Below are 17,403 nucleotides of genomic sequence, written 5' to 3' on the forward strand. Positions count from 1 at the left end.
GCCATGCAACACGTCGTCGGCCCACCGTCAGTCGCGAACTGGGAGGCGGGTGTCAGCCGTCGTCAGGTTCACCACCTCACCGTCACGCCCTACCTCATTATTAGTAGGTCCGGCTCACTGCTGTGCGTCCTGTCCTTGGGCACCTCGATCAGGTGGGTCAACCCGAGGACCTGGAACCTGGCTCGGCCCTCCTCCATCACGAGGATTCCCGGTCGAGCGGCCACCGCCATCATCACCACTTCCGGACGTGGGTTCTGACGTCGGCTCATCACCACCGGGCGGCTGCGAGCCCTCGGGCTGGGTCGCCTCCGCAGTGCCCTGATCGGTGGGGGCCGCGGTCTCCTCGGGACCGTCGGTGAGGATCGCGGTGGGCTCGGGCTCCGGCTCGGCGGTGGGCTTAGCGGTACTGCCGCCGCGTGTGGCCATGACGTTGGCGGGCTCCGGGAACTCCTCGACCTTGAGCCCCTCATGGGCGACCTTCATGTAGTTGACGAAGACATCCGCAGGATAGGTCGAGCCGGTGATCTCGTCGTACTCGCCCCAGGGCGTGATCGACTCCTCCGAGCCGTCCTCGCCGGACTGGTAGAGAGTCACCGCGGTGACCACCTGCGGGGTGAAACCCACGAACTGAGCCGACTTGTTGTCCGACGACGATCCGGTCTTCGCGGCCACAGGGCGGTCCATCTGGGCGGCCACCTTGTCGGCGCTGCCGTTCGCACCGGAGACGACCTGCTGGAGGGCATAGGTCGTATCCGCCATAACGTCCTCGTCGAACTCCCGCTTCCCGGCGGTCGGCGCCGTGTAGCGGTCTCCGCCGTCGGTGTTCTTGACGGTGGCGACGATATGGGTGTCGCGCTTCATCCCCTGAGCGGCGAAGGTGGAGTAGGCCGAGGCGATGTCGATCGTGTGCGGCGAGGCCGATCCCAGGACGTTCTGGACGAGAGTTCGTTCCTCCTTGGTCTCCAAACCCTTGGTCTTCTCGGGATAGCCGGCACGGTTCGCCACCCGGGCGGTCACATCCGAGTCGATGTCTTCGGCGGTGGTGAGGTCCTGGTTGAGCTGGAGGTAGGGCGTGTTGAGCGAGCGCTCGGTGGCCTCAACGAGGTCCGCCGACTTCAGGGAGACATTCTTGAAGTTCTGGAACTGGTGACCCTCGATGGTCATCGGCGAGGTGGCCGGGTAGCTACTGCCCAGCGACCATCCGTTCTCCAGGGCGGCCACCAGCGCGAAGGGTTTGAAGGTCGAGCCCGCCTGAGCGATCGCGTTGGTCGAGGTGTTGACCTGGCTGGTCAGGTAGTCATCCCCCCCGTAGAGCGCCAGGATGCCCCCCGTCTTGGGGTCGACAGACACCAGCGCCTTGTGCAGGTTCGGCGAGGCGCCCTCGGGCAGCGAGTGCACCGCCTTGACGGCGGTCTCCTGGTCCTTCTGGCTGATCGTGGTGGTGATCTTGAAACCGCCAGTGTCGATCTGCTCGGGCTTGAGCCCGGCCTTGCTCTGAAGCTCTTCACGAACCATCTGGAGCAGATAGCCGTTGGTTCCGGCGTAGACCTGATCCGTCTTGGGCGCCTCAGTCCTCGGCATCCCCCCCTGCTTGGCATCGTTGTACTGCTGCTGGGTGATGTAGTCGTCATCGGCCATGAACTGGAGAACCCGTTCCCAGCGCTCCTGGGCCTTCTCCGGGTTCTCGGCCGGATCCCAGGCGCTGGGGGACGGAAGGATTCCAGCCAGGAGCGCTGCCTCGGACGGGCTCAGGTCCTTGGCGGACTTGTTGAAGAATGCCTTCGAGGCGGCCTCGATACCGTAGGCGCCGCGCCCGAAGTAGACCGTGTTGAGATAGTCGCCCAGGATATCCTTCTTGGATTTCTCCCGGTCGATCTTGATGGCCATGATGGCCTGTCGGAACTTACCGCCATAGGAACTTGTGGTGTCAACGTAGTAGTTCTTCACATACTGCTGCGTCAGGGTTGAGGCGCCCTGGGTGTCGCCTCCGCGCAGATTGTTCAGCAGGGCCCGGGCGATACCTTTGGGATCGACACCGTTGTTGGAGTAGAAGGTGCGATCCTCCGAGGCCACAACCGAGTTACCCACGTAGTCCGGCAGGGTAGAGGCATCGACGGACTCACGGTTGATCTCGGCGAACTTACCCATCTCCGTGGACCCGTCAGCGAAGTAGACCGTGGTGGTCTGCGCCAGGGCGAACTCGCTGGGACTGGGGACCTTGATGGTGTTGTATGCCCACGCGAAGGCGCCGATGAGGCCCAGAATGATGAGCAGGAAAGAACCCAGGACGAACCGCCAGCTCGGGATCCAGCGATGAATCTTGCCCTTGCCGGCACGCGGATAGTTGAAGAAGCGGCGCTTACGTCCCGGGGCGGCATCCTTGGACCGCTTGAGCTGGGAGGGCTTGCCACCTTTTCCAGCCTTGCTGCCGGACTTCGAGCCCTTGTCCGGAACCTGCCGACCGGCACTGGCTACCTGGGTCAGCTTCTTGCCGACGGGGCGGCCGAGTCCGCCCCCGTTCGTGCCTTCTGCCACGTGCTCCTCGTTTCGGTTGACTGTCATGGAGGTATCCGGTCACCGCAACGGCTCGGGGATAACGCTCCGGTTGCGATCTTCGGTCCCATCATGACCGATATTGGTCGCCGATGCCGAGTCTGACGACAGCCGACATCCTGCTGCGTGCCGGCGGCGGTCGCCGCGGACGAGCCGCAACGGGCGTCGACATGCGCTCCAGTATGGGGGAACAGCGGGCAGTGATGGTAGCGAGGCGGACCTGGAAAACGTCCACGATGCTCGCGCTGGATCTGACTGCGACTCAACATGAACCGTTCTGACCAGTGTGCTCACACGCCTCGACGGAGGAGGAGGACCTGATCTTGAACCCGAATGTGAGTTCGAGCCCAAGCGACAATAAGAAGCACTGAAAACAGACGATATCGATCGGGACAATAGTCCTGCGATACAAATGAGACACTGGGCATGGCACTGACACAGTGTCAGTTTCTCGTGCCGATTCCTCACCTACCCGAGGAGCACCGGCTACCGCCCGTCCGGCTCACCGGGGAGACACGCCATGGACGCCAGCTCAGCCCTCCAGACCCTCAGCATCATCCTCCAAGTCATCATCATCCTCACCTGCCTGATCGTCGGGGCGAAGAAGGGAGGGATCGCCCTCGGTCTCATCTCCGGAATCGGTCTGCTGGTCCTCGTCTTCGGCTTCCGTCTGGAACCCGGTGAGGCGCCGGTCGATGTCATCCTCACCATCCTGGCCGTCATCGGATGCGCCGCAACCCTCCAGCAGTCCGGTGGCCTGGACGTCATGATGCAGATGGCCGAGCGCGTGCTGCGCCGCCACCCCGAACAAATCACCATCCTGGGACCGTGCGTCACCTGGTTCCTCACCGTCCTGTGCGGAACCGGCCACGTGGTCTACACGATGCTGCCGATCATCGCGGACATCGCCATCAAGAAGGACATCAGGCCCGAGCGCCCCATGGCCGCCTCATCGGTCGCCGCCCAGATGGGGATCACCGCCTCACCGGTCTCCGTCGCCACGGTCTCGATAGTCTCCATCATCGCCAAGAACACCGACAGGCACTGGTCGGTTCTTCAGATCCTGACGATCTCCATCCCGGCGTCGCTGTGCGGAGTGCTCCTGGCCGCCCTGTGGTCGATGCGCCGGGGCAAGGACCTGGACAAGGACGAGGAGTACCAGAAGCGCCTGGAGGACCCGGAGTTCCGCGCCACCGTCCGCTCCAGCTCCGAGACCCTCATCGGCAAGGTGTTCTCACCCGAGGCCTACCGTGCCACCTGGATCTTCCTGGGGGCCATAGCCATCGTCGTCGCCCTGGGCGCCTTCGACGTGCTGCGCCCCGAGTTCCCCACGGGCGACGGCGGGAAGATGGAGCACCTGAGCATGAACCTCGTCATCCAGATGGTCATGCTCGCCGCCGGAGCCCTCATCCTGCTGACCTGCAAGGTGCAGGCCGGAAAGATCGCCTCCACCGCCGTTTTCAAGGCTGGAGCCACTGCCATGTTCTCCATATTCGGGGTTGCCTGGATGACCGAGACGGTCGTCCACGCCCATCTGGAGAGCCTGGAGCACAGCCTCGCCGGAGTCCTGTCGAGCCATGCGTGGATGTACGCCATCGTCCTGTTCATCATCGGCAAGCTGGTGAACTCTCAGGCGGCCGGCCTGCTCATCGTCGCCCCCATGGCCCTGTCGCTCGGGGTGAGCCCGGTCGTCGTCGTCGGGTTCATCGGCGCCTCCTACGGGTACTTCATCCTGCCCACCTACCCCTCGGACCTCGCGGCGATCGGCTTCGATCCCACCGGCACCACCCGCATTGGCAAGTACGTCGTCAACCACTCCTTCCTGGTGCCCGGGCTCATCGGAGTCGTCACCTCCTGTCTGGTGGGGACGACACTGTCCCAACTGCTCCTGTCGTGAGCCGGTCACCTGCCGGGTGGCGCGGGCGACGAATGACCGGCCGGCAGGTGCGACGTCAACCACACCGCTGAAGCCGTCTTTCTGGGCAGAACGTAACAGGGTCGTGTCATCAGGTCTGGCTAGGCTCGTGCCATGACAACGACAGACGTAGCCACCACTTCCGCCATCGCCCTGCGTTTGGAGCTGCTGGGGCTCTCCGTCCCGGCTCCGGTCAAGCAAAGTGAGGCGGACCGTCTCATGTCCCCGATCCTGGCACGCCAACGCGAGCTCTCCCGCCGACTGGCCCACCGCCCCTGCGCCGCCGACCAGCGCATCCAGACCTTCCTCGACTCCTACCTGCAGGGCGCGGCCGCCACCCCGAAGCTGCCCCGCTCGACCTTCGTGCTGGATCAGCCGGGCCTGGCGCGGGCCCTGTCCCTGCCTGCGGATTCCACCAGCTTCACCTCCGACTACGTCGAGAGCTACCAGGTGCTCGGCGGCGTCCTGCACAACCCCCGCAACGACCGCCGCACCACTGCCGGCGTCTTCCACGTCGCCGAGGGCGGCCTGCCGATCCCCGATGACAAGATCGCCGTCCCGCGCGATGTCTTCGCCCGCCTGCTGGCCCACGCCGTCGAGGCTCCCGAGGACCTGCTGACCCTGCCATGGGCCTCCAGGCAGGAGGACCCAGCGCGCTGCTTCGTGTCCCTGCTGCTGCGCCCCGTCGTCGTGCCCGAGGTCCCCGGATTCTCCGCTGAGCGCTCCATGGAGATCCGTTTCATCGCCCCCGGCGGCCTGGTCTCCAACCTGGACTTCGTCGAGGGCATCTTCGGCAACGGCGGCGACCCTTACCTGCCGGAGAACGACTCCTCCCTGGCCCCGGAGTCCTGGACCGGCCACACCGGCTGCGTCATTCTCGCCCCGCACCTGACCACCTTGACCAAGAAGGAGTTGGGCCTGCCCTCCTGGGAGGAGGCCACCGAGCGCCAGCGCCGCGACGGCCAGTGCTGGAAGGACGAGGCCGAGCTCTACAACGGCGGCAAGGCCTTCAAGTGCGTGGCCCGCGACGAGCGCGGCGTCATCGTCACCGTCATCGCGGACAACTACTTCGGCTACTGCAAGAAGGAGGTCAAGACCCAGATCGGGTACTCGGCCAACCTCTTCGGCTGCGTGGAGGAGGAGCACGCCGGCGGCGCCGTCGCCTACCCGCGCTACAACCTGAGCCAGGAGTACACCGACACCCACACGCCCGAGGGTCTGACCCTCGAGCATGTCGTCGAGCGCAACCCCGGTCGCTTCGAGGTGCGCGAGGACGGCTCCGCCGTCGCCATCGACGACCCAACTGTGGTCCTGGTGCCCGCCGGCGCCCGCTACTCGATGCACAACCAGACGATCACCTGGACCCGCCCCGACGGCCAGGAGTCCTCAATCCCGCTGCTCGTGAGCAATACCTACGTGGCCCCCAACGGCTACCGGGTCCATGCCAAGCACCGCGAGGGCGACGCCACTCAGTGGCACCTGGTGGGGACCGCCCCCTGGTCCACTCAGGCTCACAAGCCGGCCACCGTCTCCGGCGGCGGCAAGTCGGAGATCTCCAAGTCCCTCCTGGACGCCGTCGTCTTCGGTGAGGCATACGTCGGCGACGTCGACGAGGACTTCGACGCCGTCCAGAGCATCCTCGATGGCAACTATGCCGACCGCTTCGTCGACCCGGCCAACAAGAGCGACAACCACCGCTCGATCCTCTCCGAGCGCCGCTCTCTGGGAAGCGTCATCAAGCTGCTGACCCCGTCATCGATGTACACCGATGAGTACAACGCCTTCCTGGAGTCGATCCCGGCCCACATCAAGGAACTCATCTTCACCGTCAAGCGCTTCTACCAGCCCAGCTGGGGCCAGGACTGGCGCAGCCACTTCTCCGTGGGCATCATCAACGGCCGCAAGGGCAACTCCCTGCGCCTGGACGGTGAGGTCATCAAGGTCAACATGCTGCGCGTGGGCTTCGAGGACGACGGCGCCTGGCGCCTGCTGTCCCTGCGCCCGGACTTCTCCCCCGCCGCCAAGGTCCAGACCGAGGACGACATCACCGCCTCGATCGTGGCCCCCGGCGGCCTGGTCTCAACCCCGGACTCGGCGCTGTCGCGCAAGTTCGTCACCAACTGCGAGTCCCTGCTCTTCCAGCGACCAGACGACGCGATCGTTCGCGGCTACGACAAGCAGACCGAGTCGGACATGTCGGATGCGCAGGCGGACCTGTTCATCTCGAACTTCCAGCCGCTCACGCCCGCCGACGCCCGGGCGATGGTCGCCGACGCCCCCGGCCTGTCCCGCTTCACCCGGCCCATGCAGGACCTCGTGGCCCGCGCCGCGGCCCTGCCCGAGGCCGAGGACCCCGCCGAGCAGACCTACTGGGTCTCCACCGCCGACCCGCGCCTGGTCAACGGGGCCCCCACCAAGAACCCCCGTTACCTCCAGGTGCGTCCCGACGTCGCCAACCCGAAGGATGTGGCGCTGGCGGACCTGGCCAACCACCTCTTCCGCGACGTGCCGCTGACCGAGCCGCTGCGTCACAGCGTCGACGTCGTCGCCGCCGGGCGCCGCAACAACCCGCCCGAGGACGGGGTTCCTCCGCTGTGCGCCTACAACCCGCTGCACTACATGGAGCTGCCCGAGCTCTTCATGGAGTTCATCTCCTCCATGACCGGCAAATCCCCCTCGACCACGGGCGCCGGCAGCGAGGGAGCGCTCACCAAGTCCCCGTTCAACGCACTGCCGGCCATCTACGACCTCAATGCGGCCCTGCTGTCCTACGCCCTCAGTGGCTACGACGGCTGGCTGTCCTCGGCCGGCTACATCGGGCCGAAGGTCCAAGTGGCTCACGACATCTCGCTGCTCATCCCGGAGATCTTCTCGCGCATGAGCGCCGAGGAGCGCAACGCCCACAGCCTCATCGAGGACGGCTACCTCGAGCGGATCGAGGACTTCGAGTACGAGGGCCGCACCATCCAGGCCTCGCGCCTGGGCTACCGCATGAACCAGGCCTTCGCCTCGACATTCTTCGGCCGGATCTTCCTGCACCCCGATGTCGTCTTCACCGAGGAGATGCTGCGTCCCGAACTGCAGGACGAGGCGGTCTTCGCCGACTCGGTGGACATCATCGTCACCACCCACAAGGTGGTGGCCGAGCACTACCGGGCCGACGGCTCCATCGAGTGGGCCGTGCCGCCACTGCGGGCCCTGCTGGAGATCATGATCGACGGCACCTCCCGCGAGGGCTGGGACCTGACGAGCCCGGAGTTCCGCGCCCTGTTCGAGCGCGAGAACATCCTGAGCTCGTCGTGGTACGCGGCGCGCCTGGACGCCAAGGTCGCCCGAGACACCCGCCAGGCCCACCAGGCCATTGAGGGCCTCACCCGCTTCTACACCGCGGAGAACAACGCGGAGGTCATCGAGCGCCTGGGCATCGAGGGCCGCTTGGCCGAGGCCCGCGCCTGGCTGGACAAGGTCACCAGTCCGGCCTACCGCGAGCACCTCGTCGGCACGCTCGGCCTTCAGCCCTCGCTGGCCTGAAGCCGACGGCGGCCGACTGGACTGGTTGCGTTTGTTTCCTGGGCCAGTCCAACGACCCGCCCGTCTCCCGGCCACTAGTCACCGTCGTCATGGCCTCCCTGGTGCTGTGGATCGACAAGCTGCACAAGCTCGCTGGTCGGCTCATGAGCCGGTGAACAGAGCAGAAGCACGCAACTGGGGCCGACTGTCAGATGACGGTCGGCCCCATCAGCGCTGCATCAGTGGCGCAAAAAGGCCTGCGGCTCCTTTACCGGTTGTGGTCAGCCGACGTCGGCATTGCCGGAGAGGTGCCAGGTCTCATTGGCCCAGGGGAAGACGTACTGCATGAGTACGTAGACGACCCCGGCGATGAGGATGAGCGCCTCGATGGCCTTGAGCCACGCCGGCCCGGGCAAGTGGCGCCAGATGAAGCCGTACATCAGTTGACTCCCGGATCGTTGAGGACGGATGCCGGGCGCCCCTCGGAGCGGTCCATCCAGTAGGAGAACTTCGCGTGGACGATCCAGCGCTGGTCGTTGCCGAACTCACCGGCGGTCGAGCCATGGCAGGTGGTCAGCGTGATGTAGCGCTCAGTGGGTTGTGCGTCAGGCTGATCGGGAACCGGGGCGATGACCTCCACCTGCTCGGGCTGGACGATCTCGTGGTTGGTCACCGTGAACACGTACCAGGTACTCGCTGTGGAGACGACGATCTCATCGCCCTCCTGGAGCAGGTCGATGCGCCGGAAGGAGTTTCCATAGGTGCGACGGTGCCCTGCAATGGCGAAGTTGCCGAGCTCCCCGAGCTGCTGGGTGTCGGGATAGTGGCCGGCGGCCGCTTGGTCCAGGACGTCGGAGCCGGTGCCCTCCAGGATGGGCATGTTGTTGTTGGTGACGCCGTACCACTTGGGGACGACAAGCATCCCGATGGTCTCGCCGTAGCCGACCTTGTCCATCACCGGGGGATCGTCGTAGTGCTTGGTACCCTCGGTCTTCGGCGACTCGACCTGCTTGTCGTGGAACTGGGTGGCCACAGCCTGCGCGCTGGCATTGGCATCGATACTGGTCCACCACAGCTGCCAGCACAGGAAGAGCGCAACAACAAGGCCGGCGGTGATGAGCAACTCACCGATCCCGGTCAACACGCCGTTGAAGACTCGTGCAACACGGCTCTGGCCAGACGCACGATGTCGCACAACACCCCTTCTACCCATCACCTCTCCTCACAACTGAGACATCATCAGATTAGCCGCCAGTCTAAGGCGGCGCACCCCACCCATGACCAACTGGGAGTGGTGGACGTATCACAGGGCACATCGTGAGGAAGCTTCTCCCCATGTCCTAGGCTAGGCCCGGATGTATTGCGGTGGCCCTCGGCCGCCGGCCCCAAGCAGTGAGGAGACCTAGGGTGGCCTTGGAGAAGAAGTCCGCAAAGGAGGACGCCGACAAGAGCTCGGAGAAGGTCTCGAAGGAGAGTTCTGAGAAGAGTGCCGCGACGTCCGAGAAGAAGGACTCGCAGAGCAAGGGCTCGACGTCGAAGAGAAGGCACCCTGAGCGCTCGGGCAACCCGGCCAAGGTCGCCAAGGTTCTGGAGGAGGAGTCGCGCGCCGCGGCGAACCGGGTCTCGCGCACGCCCACGAAGGTCAAGGACAGCGCTTCACCGCGCTGGTACGCCCCCACTATGGTGACACTCATGGTCATCGGGCTGCTGTGGGTAGTGACCACCTACCTGTTCAACGGCCTGTACCCGCTGCCGTACTTCGCCAAGCACCATGCCACGGATTGGCTGCTCAACGGCAACCTCTACATCGGCTTCCTCATCATGATGTCAGGCTTCCTCGGCCTGCTGCGCTGGAAGTAACGCGCCACCAGACGTTCTGCGCGATCAGCGGACGAACTCGAGGGCCCCCGAGCACTGGCTCGGGGGTCCGTCTTTCCGATTTTCGACGGGGCTCGATTGGTTACGTCAACGCGAGCCCCGAGCGGCCCTGTGGTTCTGACTACAAATCACTGAGAAAACGCTGAACACCCCTCGAATTCCACAGCCTCCCTGTGGATCGGTGGACAGATGCCTCCCCACAACCCACCCCGACTTTCCCCAAGTGTGGACACATCTGTGGATAACTACATCCTTGTATTTCCACATCCGTGTCCCCAGATGTGGATGAACTACAGGGGTGTTCTTCGAACTGTGTCATTCATGATCGTTCGGCGGAACACGGCACCTCAGGTCATGAGGACCCGCACGGCGTTGAGCCCCACGATCACCACCGCCACCGCAATGGTGCCGGCAATCCCCACCGACTGGCGCCTTCCACGGGGGGCCCAGGCGTAGATCGCCGCGATGATCCCTCCGGTGATGAGCCCACCGAGGTGCCCCTGCCAGGAGATATTGGCGCCCAGGAAGGAGATGGCGGCATTGACGATCAGCAGCATCACAATCCCCGAGGTATCCCGCCCAAAACGCCGTTGAACCACGAACATGGTGGAGAACAGGCCAAAGACCGCTCCAGAGGCTCCCACCGTCGGCGTGATCCAGGAGACAGTGCCCGGCCAGGAGAGCCAGTAGATCGCCGTCGAGCCGCCCAAGGCACTGAGCAGGTAGACGGCGGTGAAGCGCCAGCGCCCGAGCACCGGCTCGAGGGAGCCACCCAGCACCCACAGAGCCCACATGTTGAAGCCGAGATGCATATATCCCGCGTGAAGGAAGGCGGTGGTCAGGAACCGCCAGGGCTCGCCGGCGGCCAGCACCGGCACAAAGGAAAGACGGGAATCCAGGGCTGGGGTGAAGACCTGCCAGGCATAAACGGCGAGGCACAGGCCGATGAGCACCTTGGTGACAATGGCGTCGGAGACCACGGCCCCGCCCAGCAACGTGCGCGCCTGACGCCGGCCGGCCTGTGACCGACGGGCGCAGTCCACGCAGTGAATTCCCACGGTGCTGGGAACCTGGCAGGCGGGGCACGTTGGCCGGTCGCAGCGCTGGCAGCGCACATAAGCCACCGTATGCGGATGACGGGGACAGATCGGGGGCGCCTGCTCGGCGAACGAGTTCGTTGAGGTCATAGGGGCTCCTGTGCGGCTTGTGACGACTCGGCGTGCAGTAACGGGTAGGACGGAATACGACGACGCCGCCGAGACTCGGGTCCCGGCGGCGCCACAGGGGCGAGTCACATCCCGGCGCCAGTGACTCAGTCTCCTCTTGCGACTACTCGACGATGTCCACCGAGGTGATAACGACGTTCTGCACCGGACGGTCACGCGGATCGGTCTCAACGGCGGAGATCGCGTCGACAACGGCACGGGAGGCCTCGTCGGTGACGGCACCGAAGATCGTGTGCTTGCCCTGAAGCCACTCTGTGGGGGCGGTGGTGATGAAGAACTGCGAGCCGTTGGTTCCCTTACCCAGGCGGCGACCGGCGTTGGCCATGGCCAGGACGTAGGGAGCGGCGAAGGTCAGCGAGGCATCGATCTCATCGTCGAAGACATAACCAGGGCCACCGGTGCCGGTGCCCAGTGGGTCACCGCCCTGAATCATGAAGCCGGGGATGACACGATGGAAGATGACATTGTTGTACAGGGGTGCATGGGACTCCTCGCCGGTGCGAGGGTCAGTCCATGCCTTCTGGCCGGTGGCCAGCCCCGCGAAGTTGGAGACGGTCTCAGGCGCCTGCTCGGGGTAGAGCTCGAGGCGGATATCGCCGAGGTTGGTGTGAAGAGTCGCTTCCATGGGGGCCATGGTGGCATGCCCACAGGCTCATCGGTACGACCCCTGAGGGGTGTACCGCGCTGTTCACCCCAGGCAAAACGCCTGGACATCTTGTGGGCTCGATCGTCCAACGGTGCGACCATTGGGGCACGTTGCACAACAACCGTCTGTAAACCGTATCCGACCTGGGAGGCAACCATGTCGTGCCTGATGAAGACATGCTGCGACAAGAAGTTCGACACTACTCATCTGCGCAAGGAGGCAGCGTCCTTCGCCGGGTCCGTCGCTGATCAGGCTGAGCGAGCCGCGCTATGGGCTGCTCCGCACGTGAGCAAGGCCGCCGAGGAAGTGACCCGCGTCGCCAAGGACGCACAGGAGCGTCTGGAGCCCGTGGTGAGCGAAGCTCGACAGCGAGTTGTCAAGGACTACATTCCGCGTGCGCAGCGCGCCGCCGTGGCTGCCCAGGCTGCTGCGGGAACAGACGGTACCCTGACAGAGCGCGCTCAGCGCGTGGCTGTTGCCGCAAAGTCCGCCGCATTGGAGGTTCCCGTGAAGAAGCAGAAGAAGCACCGCGTGCTCAAGACCCTGGGTTGGCTCGCCGTCGCCGGAGTGGCCGCCGCTGGCGCCTACGTCGTATGGCGTCGCAGTCAGCCAGTTGAGGACCCGTGGGCAGAGGAGTACTGGGCTGACTCCACCGAGGAGGAGGCCGGCTACGGCATCAGCCCCGAGGCCGCTCAGGCCTGACGGCCGCTCGGATCCGTTGACGACGGCGCCGCTCCGGTCCCTCACCGCACGGCGCCGTCGTTGTACGTTCCTGCGCAAGGTTCCTACTCCATTCTCCCGCACCGTGGGTAGCCTGGATGTATGTGCGCGCTGTCTGTTCCCGCCATTGCCCTGACCCGCGGAACCAACGGGGAGGAGGCACTCATCCCCCAGTTGGGGCTGGGGACCTACAAGATTCCCGATGACGAGGCGGAGCGCGTTGTCAGTGATGCCCTGGAGGTGGGGTATCGGCATATCGACACCGCGCAGATGTACGGCAACGAAGCCGGAGTGGGGCGGGCGATCGCCGCCGCGGGCCTACCGCGCCAAGACCTGTTCATCACCTCTAAGCTCAACAATCCACATCATCGGCGCGAGGACGCGCTGCGCAGTTTCGACGCCACCATGGAAACGCTAGGGCTTGAGGTCCTCGACCTGTTTCTCGTCCACTGGCCACTGGCGGACTCAGCCGGAATCGACCTGGTGGACACCTGGCGCACCATGATCGAGATCCTTCACAGTGGGCGGGTTCGCGCCATCGGGGTCTCCAACTATCAGCCCGAGCACCTGCGCCGGATCGTGGAGGCCACGGGCGTGGTCCCAGCGGTCAACCAGATCGAGCTACACCCCTGGCTGATCCAGTCAGAGCTGCGCTCGATGCATGCGCAACTGGGCATCACCACGGAGTCCTGGTCACCATTGGGACGGGGCAGGTTGCTGACGAACCCCGTTGTCATGGACATCGCGGAGACCGTTGGGGTGAGTCCATCCCAGATCATCATCCGCTGGCACCTGCAGAAGTCACTGGTGGTCATTCCCAAGTCGACTCACCGTGGACGCATGGTGACCAATGCCGATGTCCTCTCCATCGCACTCGACGACGCCCAGATGGCGGCGCTGGACGCCCTGGACCAAGGCCTGCGCACCGGGTCCCACCCTGATCAGATCCAAGTGTGATCGGCGCGTGCGAGCCGCGCGCTCACACCTCGCCTCGGGCCTCGAGTCCATTCAGGCCCGGTGACGATGGACGCGGAAGCCGGGGCCGATGTCCCCGGCGGGGATCAGCTCGACCAAAGCATCCGGATCAGAGAGGGAACGCGCCGCGACGAAGCCGGTGATGGTGTCCACGCCAGAGTCGAGGAGCATAGGGCTCAGCGGTGTCGAGGGACCGACCAAGACCGTGTGCGCATGGCGGGAGAGCTCGATGAGCCTGGGCGCGGTCTTGTTGACGAAGCTCGATGAGGAAATGAAGACGATGTCACACTCGGGCAGGAGGTACTCGCAGGCGCTGTCAGGCCAGTCGCCGGGCTGAAGGTTGCGCTCGAGACAGATGTATTCCCCGGCCGTGGCCAGAGCGGCCTCAGCGAAAGGGAAGTGACCGATAACCGCAACCTTCTTGCCGACGACCATCTCCCTGTAGGGGTCGAAGACCTGGCGCCAGGTGGTCCCCTCCCCAGTGGGTTCGAACCCATGAACGACGGCCGTCTCCTCACGCGAGTACCAGGAGTTGATGGCGGCCTGACCGATACTGGCCTCGGCGAGGTTCCAGGACTTCACCAGGGCAGCGACATCGCGCAGCGGGCGGCCCTCCAGCGGACCCTCCACAAGAGCCGGGCGGCTCCGGACATCCATGGTCCAGGCCGCGCCGACACCGCCGGCGGAGTTGAGGACGCGACTCCAGCGCGGCCCCTGACCCGCCGCACGCACGACAACGTCGCCGGGCAGTCCGTCAAGAAGCGCGTCGTAGATCTCCCAAGGCTGTGACATGACCTCATCCTTCCACACCGGGTGATAACTGAGCCTCACCTAGCCTAAACAGTCCCGTCCAACGGTGCAGCCGTTCGAGTCCAGTCTCCTCACGATCCTTCATGACATGCCGGCGATAACAAACCTGAACAGGATTCTTATTGTTGAAACCACGTACACCGTGCCCTCACGGTAGATCACCGAAACATCAATATCCAATCGGTGACGTAAATATTGATGACACTCAACCGTAATATTGATTACTATTGAGTTGCAAGGACTCTCTCCAGATTTTCAGCAAATTACCTTGATGCTACCGTGACAAGTCCCGTTCCCCGAGACCGAGGTGCTCCTTCATGCTTCGCCGCCTCCTCGTCCGCTCACACCGGACGACGCTGACGTCAGCACGTCGGCCATCATGTCATTCGCATCGGCGTATACGGGCCAGCGCATCGATTTCCGTACTGGCCTTGGCCAGTGCCATTATGGTCAATGTCGCACTTCCGATCCCCCAGGCGGAGGCTGTTCACGCAAATCCATCCGGAGGAGGGGGCAAGTTCAGTCAGGTGATCGACTGGATCGACTGGACAGAAATGACCAATACCCGATGGGAGAATCAGAAGAGAATCCTTCCAGACGGGACCACCGGTGTCGCATGGTCCACTCCTTCACAAGTTTCCAGCGGTCTATGGCGCACAAGTCGATGCACATTATCCGATGTGCGAACCACGGCTGCAGGGCGTAACGACACCAGGTTAAAAACACACGCCGGCATACAGGTCGAGTACAAACCGGGATCCTGGCGGGGTGACGGTCTAGCTCGCCTCTACAACGATGGCAAGAACTACGCAGCAGGCGTTGCCAAGAATCCTAATATTACCTCATCCGAACTTCCTCTTGGTATCACTAATCTCCAGGACGCATCGACCCATCAATTCAAGATCGACTGCCAGGCGTACATTGTCACTTCCCCAACCCAACCACGCAAGGCCGATCTGGAGGAATCGCCCAACAAGATCGAGGTTCCGATGGAGGGCATGGTGTTCGCTGACGCCGAAGCCTCCAACTGGAGTACTCGCGGTCCACAGGAATATATTTCTGTGGCTCCTGAACCCAGTAATCCGGGTCAAAGCGTTTCCTACTACCTGTTGGAGAGCGCCCGAGTCACAGGATGTACCACAAATTCTTGGGTGGGTCTGACTAATATCTCAACCGCGGCTGGAACCAAGAATGGTCTCAAACTGCGCCCGGATGCTGGTGAGTGCAGTTATCAAATCAGAAATGGTTACGGTCCTTCTTCAGTCATGTTCATCAGCAACAGCAAGAGTGGCTATGTTGAGATTCACGGCGGTGGTAATAGTGCGGTCGCCCTCGGAGTCGTGTCCTATATCGATTTGGGAGACGCACCGGAAACGTACGGGACCGCTGGTAGCGTGTTCCAGCCCTCGTGGAGCGGCGGACTACTATCCGGCCGTGGTCCGAGCAATATTCCTCCTCAAACAGGTCCGGACCAGGCTGAAGCAGGCCTTTGGTACAACCTCAGCCAGGCAGCGGGCCAGAACCGTGTGGCCACCGCGAAGTCCGCACTCGTCCGTCTGGGATCGTTGACAGACACCGACGAGGGCATCGCTCAGACGACCGACGCCTCGGGTGACGACGTCACCGATACTGACGACGAGGATGCTCTGCCCGGTAACTGGGACCGCGTCATCTGGACCGACATCGGCCAGAAGTGGAGCCAGCAGATCAGTTGCTCGGGCACCAGCACCAAGGTCGCCGGCTGGGTGGACTGGAATCGGGACGGCTCCTTCTCCTCTGATGAGCGCTCCGAGGTGACCTCCTGCTCCAGAGCCGGCAAAGCCACCCTGACCTGGACCGTCCCCCAGGGCGCCAAGCGAAGCACTCTCAACGGAGATGGCGCAGCCACGTTCATGCGTCTGCGCATCACTGGTCCAACGCCGACGGGTCAGGCGGCCGAGGATCCTCAGCCCACCGGCATCGCGCTCAACGGTGAGGTCGAGGACTACCAGGTTCAGGTCCAGCTCCCCAACCTCACCATGGTCAAGGAGGTGGACAACACGGCAGCCGGTGGTCTGGGACTGGCCGCCAGCGACTGGGCACTCACCGCTTCTCCCCAGAGCGGCACAGCGGTCTCCGGAGCCGGTGGCTTCAGTGCGTCCTACCTGCCCCAGGGCAAGACGGTTCTGTCCGAGTCCTCCTCGTCGGCCAAGTCCGCCGGGTACAAGGCCACCATCACCTGCGCACCGCACCCGAACTCGGATCTCAAGACTCCCGCATCGACCTTCGACACTGCTTCGAGCACTCTGAACCTCGCCACAGGCGAGTGGATGACGTGCACGGTCCTCAACACCGCCATGCCTGGCCAGGTCATCTGGAGCAAGGTCGACGATGCCGGCAATGCCCTGGCCGGAGCCGTCTTCACTATGGCCTCGAGCTCTCTGAACAACGGCCAGGTGGAGGTGACCGACTGCGTCACCGACAACGACGGAACCGCTTGCCCCAACGGTTCAGTCGATCAGGATCCCAGAGCCGGATACTTCAAGATCGTGGGGCTGACCTGGGGCGAGTACTCCCTCACAGAGACTCAGGCACCGACCGGATACCACATCTCCGGCGAGACACTGACCAAGACCCTCGACGGATCGGCCCCCGCCGCCAGTGCCGACGACACCACCCCCACGCTCGATCTCGGTCAGGTCACCAATACCCGGATCAAGGGTGCGGCCACCTGGACCAAGACTGATGAACGGGGCAACGCCATCAAGGGAGCGCAGTGGTCACTGACTCCTCTGGACTCCGACGGCAAGCCCTTGTCCGATCAAGCCCGCACCATCACCGACTGCGCAGGCACCTGCCCCCAAGGCAGCCTGGACACCGACGCAGCCCCCGGCGCCTTCAAGCTGACGGACCTGGGTTACGGCTCTTACCGGCTCATTGAGACCAAGGCGCCAGCCGGCTACGTCCTCGATGCCACACCCCGCACTATCACCATCTCCACTCCGGACCAGGTTGTGGCGCTGGGCAACATCTCCAACCGCAAATCAGCGGTTCCCGCCATCCCCCTCACTGGCGGAAGCGCCGCCACCACCTACCTCATCGCCGGAGGGATCCTGCTGGGAATCACGGCGCCCGTCGTGATGATCCAGGCGCGCAAACGCCGTCGAGCCCTGGACTCATGACTCGACTCA

General features: G+C 64.1%; 12 protein-coding genes. 6 read left to right on the forward strand and 6 right to left on the reverse strand.

All coding sequences use genetic code 11. From position 1 onward, the window contains the following. Positions 1-114: 114 nt before the first annotated feature. Positions 115-2,562, reverse strand: coding sequence for a transglycosylase domain-containing protein (locus RWR81_RS02280; protein ID WP_314453795.1), 2,448 nt, complete (start codon positions 2,560-2,562; stop codon positions 115-117). Positions 2,563-3,073: 511 nt separating this feature from the next. Here RWR81_RS02280 and RWR81_RS02285 point away from each other — a divergent pair. Both RWR81_RS02285 and RWR81_RS02290 read left to right on the forward strand, forming a co-directional pair. Next, positions 3,074-4,450 carry an anaerobic C4-dicarboxylate transporter gene (locus RWR81_RS02285; protein WP_314453797.1) on the forward strand — a complete coding sequence of 459 codons (1,377 nt, stop codon included), beginning with the start codon at positions 3,074-3,076 and terminating at the stop codon, positions 4,448-4,450. A gap of 132 nt (positions 4,451-4,582) precedes the next feature. Beyond that, complete coding sequence (locus tag RWR81_RS02290) at positions 4,583-7,999, forward strand: hypothetical protein (protein ID WP_314453800.1); 3,417 nt, start codon at positions 4,583-4,585, stop codon at positions 7,997-7,999. Positions 8,000-8,259: 260 nt separating this feature from the next. On the opposite strand, the gene RWR81_RS02295 is transcribed toward RWR81_RS02290, so the two are convergent. Both RWR81_RS02295 and RWR81_RS02300 read right to left on the reverse strand, forming a co-directional pair. Next, on the reverse strand, positions 8,260-8,418 hold the full coding sequence (locus tag RWR81_RS02295) for a hypothetical protein (RefSeq protein WP_314453803.1): 159 nt from the start codon (positions 8,416-8,418) through the stop codon (positions 8,260-8,262). Next, positions 8,418-9,191 (reverse strand): class E sortase, encoded by a 774-nt coding sequence (locus tag RWR81_RS02300; protein ID WP_314453806.1) that lies wholly within the window; start codon positions 9,189-9,191, stop codon positions 8,418-8,420. The genes RWR81_RS02295 and RWR81_RS02300 overlap by 1 nt, the downstream gene beginning before the upstream one ends. A gap of 194 nt (positions 9,192-9,385) precedes the next feature. On the opposite strand from RWR81_RS02300, the gene RWR81_RS02305 reads away from it, so the two are divergent. Next, the gene (locus RWR81_RS02305; RefSeq protein ID WP_314453809.1) at positions 9,386-9,838 is read left to right on the forward strand and encodes a cell division protein CrgA; all 453 of its coding nucleotides are present in this window, start codon (positions 9,386-9,388) and stop codon (positions 9,836-9,838) included. A 365-nt stretch (positions 9,839-10,203) separates the two neighbouring features. On the opposite strand, the gene RWR81_RS02310 is transcribed toward RWR81_RS02305, so the two are convergent. Both RWR81_RS02310 and RWR81_RS02315 read right to left on the reverse strand, forming a co-directional pair. Beyond that, positions 10,204-11,043: a rhomboid family intramembrane serine protease gene (locus tag RWR81_RS02310; RefSeq protein WP_314453812.1), complete on the reverse strand. Its 840-nt coding sequence runs from the start codon at positions 11,041-11,043 to the stop codon at positions 10,204-10,206. A gap of 142 nt (positions 11,044-11,185) precedes the next feature. Then, positions 11,186-11,707 carry a peptidylprolyl isomerase gene (locus RWR81_RS02315; RefSeq protein WP_314453815.1) on the reverse strand — a complete coding sequence of 174 codons (522 nt, stop codon included), beginning with the start codon at positions 11,705-11,707 and terminating at the stop codon, positions 11,186-11,188. Between the two features lie 177 nt (positions 11,708-11,884). On the opposite strand from RWR81_RS02315, the gene RWR81_RS02320 reads away from it, so the two are divergent. Together RWR81_RS02320 and RWR81_RS02325 are read left to right on the forward strand one after the other, a co-directional pair. Then, entirely contained in the window at positions 11,885-12,430 is a 546-nt protein-coding gene (locus RWR81_RS02320) for a hypothetical protein (RefSeq protein ID WP_314453818.1), read from the forward strand. A gap of 120 nt (positions 12,431-12,550) precedes the next feature. After that, positions 12,551-13,405 (forward strand): aldo/keto reductase, encoded by an 855-nt coding sequence (locus RWR81_RS02325; protein WP_314453821.1) that lies wholly within the window; start codon positions 12,551-12,553, stop codon positions 13,403-13,405. Positions 13,406-13,456: 51 nt separating this feature from the next. On the opposite strand, the gene RWR81_RS02330 is transcribed toward RWR81_RS02325, so the two are convergent. Beyond that, positions 13,457-14,215, reverse strand: a complete 759-nt coding sequence (locus RWR81_RS02330; protein WP_314453824.1) for a Rossmann-like domain-containing protein — start codon at positions 14,213-14,215, stop codon at positions 13,457-13,459. Positions 14,216-14,550: 335 nt separating this feature from the next. On the opposite strand from RWR81_RS02330, the gene RWR81_RS02335 reads away from it, so the two are divergent. Further along, positions 14,551-17,394 (forward strand): CshA/CshB family fibrillar adhesin-related protein, encoded by a 2,844-nt coding sequence (locus tag RWR81_RS02335; RefSeq protein ID WP_399497854.1) that lies wholly within the window; start codon positions 14,551-14,553, stop codon positions 17,392-17,394. Positions 17,395-17,403 lie beyond the last annotated feature (9 nt).

Source organism: uncultured Actinomyces sp., assembly GCF_963526355.1.
Lineage (GTDB): Bacteria > Actinomycetota > Actinomycetes > Actinomycetales > Actinomycetaceae > Actinomyces.